Source organism: Curvivirga aplysinae, from assembly GCF_009711445.1.
In the GTDB taxonomy this organism is placed as follows: Bacteria; Pseudomonadota; Alphaproteobacteria; order UBA8366; family Aestuariispiraceae; genus Curvivirga; species Curvivirga aplysinae.
Window position 1 is genome coordinate 1 of sequence record NZ_SMMC01000073.1, and the last position, 6,963, is coordinate 6,963.

General features: G+C 42.3%; 8 protein-coding genes. All 8 read right to left on the reverse strand.

Translation table 11 applies throughout. From position 1 onward, the window contains the following. Window positions 1–1,091 (reverse strand): tRNA epoxyqueuosine(34) reductase QueG (gene queG, locus E1160_RS01245; protein WP_155153174.1); only part of this gene is annotated, 1,091 nt, incomplete at its 3' end. A gap of 17 nt (window positions 1,092–1,108) precedes the next feature. Beyond that, window positions 1,109–1,669 (reverse strand): PAS domain-containing protein, encoded by a 561-nt coding sequence (locus tag E1160_RS01250; RefSeq protein WP_155153175.1) that lies wholly within the window; start codon window positions 1,667–1,669, stop codon window positions 1,109–1,111. Between the two features lie 15 nt (window positions 1,670–1,684). Beyond that, entirely contained in the window at window positions 1,685–2,635 is a 951-nt protein-coding gene (locus tag E1160_RS01255) for a glycosyltransferase family A protein (protein ID WP_218048639.1), read from the reverse strand. A gap of 119 nt (window positions 2,636–2,754) precedes the next feature. Continuing rightward, on the reverse strand, window positions 2,755–3,891 hold the full coding sequence (tgt, locus tag E1160_RS01260; RefSeq protein WP_155153177.1) for a tRNA guanosine(34) transglycosylase Tgt: 1,137 nt from the start codon (window positions 3,889–3,891) through the stop codon (window positions 2,755–2,757). A 7-nt stretch (window positions 3,892–3,898) separates the two neighbouring features. Beyond that, window positions 3,899–4,966, reverse strand: coding sequence for a tRNA preQ1(34) S-adenosylmethionine ribosyltransferase-isomerase QueA (queA, locus tag E1160_RS01265; protein WP_155153178.1), 1,068 nt, complete (start codon window positions 4,964–4,966; stop codon window positions 3,899–3,901). A 32-nt stretch (window positions 4,967–4,998) separates the two neighbouring features. Further along, the gene (locus tag E1160_RS01270; RefSeq protein WP_155153179.1) at window positions 4,999–5,685 is read right to left on the reverse strand and encodes a queuosine precursor transporter; all 687 of its coding nucleotides are present in this window, start codon (window positions 5,683–5,685) and stop codon (window positions 4,999–5,001) included. A 149-nt stretch (window positions 5,686–5,834) separates the two neighbouring features. Next, entirely contained in the window at window positions 5,835–6,521 is a 687-nt protein-coding gene (locus E1160_RS01275) for a helix-turn-helix transcriptional regulator (RefSeq protein WP_155153180.1), read from the reverse strand. 23 nt (window positions 6,522–6,544) lie between these two features. Beyond that, window positions 6,545–6,963: GNAT family N-acetyltransferase (locus tag E1160_RS17060; protein ID WP_218048640.1), on the reverse strand; the 419-nt coding region annotated here is incomplete at its 5' end.

The window sequence follows — 6,963 nt, forward strand, 5'->3', positions numbered from 1 at the left end:
TGAATATAGGATGCGCGAAACTTTGCGAATTCCGTTTGACTATATAAGCACTTTAAGGCCCAAACAGCAGAACCACGTATTGTTGGTGAAGGGTCTTCCAACAGATTCTCAATTTTTGATGTGAAAGTCGGATTGCCGCTATTCCCAAGCGCGATTAAAACATTGCGAAGAAAACGTTCGCGACCAATGCGTTTGACTGGGCTTGCTGTGAAGAACTGTCGAAAAGAGGCATCATCCATATCAAGGAAATCAATTAAGCGTGGGCCTTTCAGTTCTGGACGTGGCCAAAAATCTGCTTCTTTGCTCCGCGAGGCAAACTTGTTCCAGGGGCATGCCGCAAGACAATCATCGCACCCATAAATCCTATTGCCCATAGGTTTGCGAAACTCTTCATCGATCATGCCTTGATGTTCAATAGTAAGATAAGAAATACAACGTTTAGCGTCCAATTTATAAGGGGCCGGAAAAGCATCGGTTGGACAGACAATTTGACAATCTTTGCAGGAGCCACAATGATCTTTTTCCGGTTCATCAGCAGGTAATTCCAATGTTGTGAATATTTCGCCTAAAAAAAGCCAGCTACCATAATCACGGGATACAATATTGGTATGTTTACCCTGCCACCCCAATGTGGATTGGGCGGCGATTGCTTTTTCCAATACAGGTGCGGTATCGACAAACACTTTGACATCGGTATCAGATTGCGTTGTGAAATTTTGTTCAACGATCCAACGAGCCAACTGTTTTAAGCGTTTTTTTACCAGATCGTGATAGTCTTTATTTTGCGCATACACGGAAATATTTGCACGTTCATGAAACAGATTTTTAATCATGGGATCTAAAGATGGCCCATAGTTTAATCCTAGAACGATCACGGATTTTACCTCTGGCCAAAGACCTTCTGGGCTTTCTCGATGTTCAATGCGGCCTGCCATCCATTCCATCGTGCCATAAGATTTTTCATCCAGAAATTCATGAAGACGTTTTTTATTTCGATCAGGTATAGAGACGGGGGCAAACCCAATGGAATCAAACCCAATGGAATTCGCCTTCTCAATGATTTTTTGTTTTATATCTGTTATCTCAATCATCTGATCAAATTGTTATGTCATTCTGATAAATTAATCAGATGCATAAGTTCATCTTTGCTGTAACTTTCATTACGATAGTCATCTTGGTTTCGATGTAACGTTTTATGTGCATGTTCTGCATCATAGCCATAAATGGTAAAACATAAAATAGCTTCTGGTTCGACTAGCGGTAGGATGCAACGAAGGGAGGATTTCTTTTGTCCTGCTTGTTCTAAATCACGAAAAGTGATTAAACATTTGTTAGTTGATCTTGCCTCATTCCATTTTTCTATAATGACATCAGCGATATGAGGGGAATGATACTGATAACTATCGCGCAATGTAATGCCCTTTTTATCTAATGCATCTAAACCACTAATATGGTCTCCGGCTAGATACATTTTATAGTCGTTTAGCTCTGGCGCATATATATGTATCGAAATATCAGGTAAGGCGGACCAAAACTCCAACGGATCTAGTTGTGATTTAGATGGTGGTTTATTGATGTCGGATTGTCTTAACCAATGGCGTATCAAAGAGCCACAAGCTTTATGAGATAGGATCGTCTCAATAGAAGCTGGAATATGTGATAGAGGCACCGTGAAAGTCGCTTCTTATTTTGGAACACGTATAGGATGGCTATGTTTGAAAGCTTTGCAGCTAAAGCTTAGTTTCTTAAAGCATGCTGTATATAATGGCAGTTTTGCAAGGAATTTCATGAGAGTTAATCGTAAAGATAACTGTGAAGCTCTATGTCGTTTAGCCCATTTGGCTGCACGCGATGTACATCTATAAAGTGCATAGTTTTTGTATCTTTCTCCAAGATTTGGGTGCTTATCCACAAAGTAAGCAATCGCCATATTCACATCGTGTAAAGTTTGTGCTTCATTCCCTGACATACGTTCACCCAGTTCGCTTGGCGCATAAAAAACAGGTGTAGAAATTTTGGCAAATTTCCCAAGATAGGCAGCTTCCAATTCAAAGGAGTAATCTTGAATGAAAACATCAGGATTGGAGCCACCTGTTTTCTCAATTATCTCTTTTTTGGTTAGCAGTGCACTAGGCGTTGTTCTGGCAGAGCGTAAAGATTCCATTAATGGATCATGGATAACTTCTACAGGTTTCATTTCAGATGCATCTGCAGATATGGATAAGTGGACATTGCCTTCAGTTGTAATATCGTAAGTATCCTGTTCTGTTGGTGCACCAAATGACAATATGCAGTCAGAATGTTGCTCTAAGGCCATAAAGAGATGGGCTGTCGCATAAGGAGCCAAAATGTCATCACCGTCTAGCAGCTTCACATAGGGCGCTTCGACTTCCTTTAATCCACGATTTTGAGCACGCGCTGGCCCTGCATTTTCTTGTTTTATCAAGATCATAGGAATTGGACAGGTTTGTTGGAATTTATTGATGATTTCAATACTTTGATCTGTCGATCCATCATCAACTATAATGATTCTTTTAACGAATTCACCTTGTTGATTTATGATGCTTTCCAACACATGTCTTATATATTTAGCTTTGTTATAACATGTTACTACGTAATCAATTTGAGTGTCCACGACCTCAGCCCCTTCCAAATATACAAACCATTAATAATATACATGAACAGCAAAAGAAAAAAAGTTTCTTTGATCAAAAGGAAAGCCCTGCAAATTTGATTAACAGGGCTTAGAAAATATTAACTTTTGGTGTAAGGGGGAATATCTCCGCCATGATATTCTTCATTAAAGGCGGCTTGGAAATCTTCAAAAGTGCCTGCCTCAATGGCATCACGCATATCTTGCATCAATGTTTGATAATACTGAATATTGTGCCAGCTTACTAACATAAGACCAAGAATTTCACCGGCCTTGGTTAAGTGATGAAGATATGCGCGGCTATAATTTGTACATGCCGGACATGGACATTCTTCATCCAATGGACGCGGATCATCGGCGTGACGGGCATTACGCAAATTGACTGTGCCACGGCGTGTGAAAGCCTGGCCGTTGCGACCAGAACGCGTCGGTAAAACGCAATCGAACATATCAATGCCACGTGCCACAGCGCCGACAAGGTCAGTTGGTTTGCCAACTCCCATCAGATAGCGTGGTTTATCAGCACGCATCGCTGGTGTAGTGAAATCGAGGGTAGAGAACATCAATTCCTGACCTTCACCAACAGCCAGACCGCCAACCGCATAACCTTCAAAATCCATACCGTTTAGAACTTCTACGGAACGCATGCGCAAGTCTTCATGAACGGAACCTTGAACGATACCAAATTGCCCGTATCCTTCGCGTTGAACGAAAGCGTTACGGCTACGTTCAGCCCAACGCATAGACAGTTCCATGGATTTACGGGCTTCTTCTTTCTCGCATGGGAAAGGTGTACATTCATCAAAAGCCATTGTAATGGTCGCACCCAACAGATGTTGAATTTCGATAGAACGTTCCGGTGTCAGCATGTGATAACTGCCATCGATGTGGGAGCGGAAGCGAACCCCTTCTTCTGTTAGCTTGCGAAGTTGGGTGAGGGACATCACTTGATACCCTCCTGAATCGGTCAGGATAGGTTTGTCCCAATTCATGAATTTATGTAATCCGCCAAGTTCTGCGATACGTTCAGCTGTTGGGCGAAGCATAAGATGATATGTGTTGCCAAGGCAGATTTCCGCACCAGTTGCAGCGACAGATTCTGGGAACATTGCTTTTACGGTTGCGGCGGTGCCAACAGGCATAAATGCAGGGGTTTGAATATTACCATGAGCTGTTTTAACTTCGCCGCGACGTGCTTGGCCGTCAGTGGTTTTTAATTCAAAAGAAAATTCGGTCATCTTGGGATTACTCTTCAATTGCTTCTACGGTATCGTCACGTTCCAGCAGGCAACAATCTCCGTATGAATAAAAACGATAGCCATTATCAATGGCATGTTTATAGGCTGTTTGCATAAAATCCAGTCCGGCAAAGGCGCTGATCAGCATAAACAGAGTGGATTTCGGCAAATGGAAGTTGGTCATCAGGACATCAACAGCTTTGAAGCGATATCCCGGTGTAATGAAAATATCTGTTTCAGCGGCAAAAGGTTGTACAACGCCATTTTCATCCACTGCAGATTCCAAAAGGCGTAGACTGGTTGTGCCAATGGCGATGATACGACCACCATTTTTCTTAACGTCGTTAATGCGGGTCGCTTCTTCTTCGGTGATAACGCCATATTCAGCATGCATTTTGTGGTCTTTGGTATCATCCACTTTGATGGGCAAGAATGTGCCTGCGCCAACATGCAGGGTAATGGCTTGGAACCCAACACCTTTTGCTTCAAGTTTTTCTTTTAGCTCATCCGTGAAATGAAGACCGGCTGTTGGGGCTGCTACCGCGCCTTCTTCTTTGGCAAACATGGTTTGATAATTTTCGCGATCTTGGGCTTCTTCACCTTCATCGCCACCCTTTGTGCGTTTAATGTAGGGCGGAAGGGGCATGATGCCATGATCCCAAAGGGCAAGAACCAGATCCCCATCAGCTTTGTTGAATTTGAGTAAAACTTCGCCTGCGTCACGCTTTTCTATGACCTTGGCCTGAAAGTCTTCCGCTACGACAAAGAGGTCATCTACACGTAATTTTTTCGCAGGTCGGGCAAAAGCCGACCATGTATCAGATGCTTCTTGCTTATGTAAGGTAACCTCTACACCTGCTTCGCCGCGTTTACCGAACAGACGTGTAGGAATAACCTTTGTGTCATTGCAAACAATCAAATCTCCCGGTTGTAGGAAATCAGCCAAGTTAAAGACCTGTTGATCGTTTAGCTCCTTGTTCAGGCAAAGCAACATGCGCGAATGATCCCGCGGGAAGACGGGGTGTTGTGCAATATTTTCCTGAGGCAGGTCAAAATCAAACAGTTCCACTTTCATGGCTGATTTCCTAACAACTATATAAGGGTGAATTATGAAGCGGCTTCACGCATATTTGCTGGATAAAAAGACACCAGTAAACGGAATGGGTAAAGCAATACAGCAATCATAACTAATTTGGCTGTGAAATCGCCAAGCGCCCATGTTTCCCATGGTAAACCTGTACCACCGAAAGCGAGGGAGAAGAAAATAGCTGTATCAATGATTGAACTTACAAATGAAGAAATTACTGGTGCTTTCCACCATGTGCCCTGACGTAGTCTATCAAATAGTGCAACGTCCAATAATTGAGCAATCAGGAATGCGGAACCGGATGCAACGGAAACACGTAACATGCCAAAAGCCTCATCATTATTAAATAATGCATCAAGCAAAGATGTGCTGGTTTCAGCAGCGACGGCTGCAGCAATGCTGAAAGCTGCAGATAAAGATAGAAATACACCTAAACCAAAGCCGACAATGACGACTTTACGCGCTTTTTCAGGGCCAAAAAGACGGTTGGTTGTGTCTGTAACCAAGAAAGCGATCGGGTATGTGAACGCACCCCATGTCAAAATATCAGCCAATGGCAAACCAAATAATTCGGTCATACCAAATAGGGAGATTACAGGATGTTGTACAAGTTCGTTGGAGGTTAGAATAACCACGCCCATGCAAATCACAGGGATAAGCAGGGACAAAACAAACCGCAAAGACGGTTTTGTTGCCTCAATAGACATTTAATTTTCCTTTCGTATTGGGCGATTACGCCGAGGTTCTTCTATGACCTCGAAAGAAACAGGCAAAATAGACCTGTCCCCAATTACCGTTAATGGGCGTCTTCTATCGGAAAAGAGGTATGGTTGTCAATGGAAGGTAACTTTATAACTTAATCTAGAAAACCGGTGCGTTCTACAAGTAGTGCTGCACCAATAAAACGTTTTACACCGAACTTCTTCGTTATTCTTTCTTGGCGGATCTTCAACGTATTTTGGCTGATTCCTAATTTTTCTGCCTGTTCGGCAGTTGAAAGATGTGGTTGAGTAATTTGGAGTTTTAAAGTCTCTACTTCCTTAGGTGAAAGAAATTTAAACTCTCTTGGGACAGCGATTAGAGCTTCATAGTCTTTGAGCCATTCATCAAGTTTTCGAGTTGCTGCAAAATATATCAACTCAACTTTGGTAAGATCTTCTATAATCTCTGCGGCAGAAAAAAATGCAAATGAGCTGTAAGCTGGTCCGCCTGATAAGCATACAATACCATCAACAAAGCCATGCTTTAACCATACTTCGTAAGCATTTTCGGAATTGTTGATAGAATTAAATTGTGGTTCTGCTCTGGCTTGTTCGTGAGTAAAAATAGGCCATTGCCGACTTCTGAACGCCCAAGCTGCGGGGCAAATTAAATCAACTTCATTTCCGTAATACTCTTCGAAAAATGCAGTGTTGATTCGATCGTAAGTATATACGTAATCAGAGCTTTGTCGTTGCCAAGCAAATTGAATTTCGTGATGCGCCATAAGCTTGTTGAAATTCTCAAGGTTCTCACATGTTAGAATATCTTCTAAAGTCAGCAACGGCCGGTCCTTAAAGCTTATCGCTACTCAAAAGTTTTATACATAGGCATGAATGCTCTATCTCCATACCAAATTGGTGGCTGGCCTGAAAGCAAAAACCCTTTCTTTTCCCAGTACCTAATAAGCCTTTCATCTGATACTTCACCAATTATCTTTTTAAATCCGAAGTTTATACAATACTCTTGAGCAAAGTCGGTGATAGCATTTAGAGCTGACAATCGGCTTTTTGCTGAACTTGGCAGAGTTGCAAGCCTTCCCCAATGTATGGAACCGCCATTTTCTACAGAAACTAGACTTAAACGCATACATGCTACTGGCATATCATTGTCTTTTGCTAAAAGATGTATGACCATGCAGAAATCTTTGTTATCGAATTCCTCCTCGTAAGGCTCGGTGGGTAGAAAGGCTGCCGCACGTAATTGTTGGCATTGCAACCAATCTT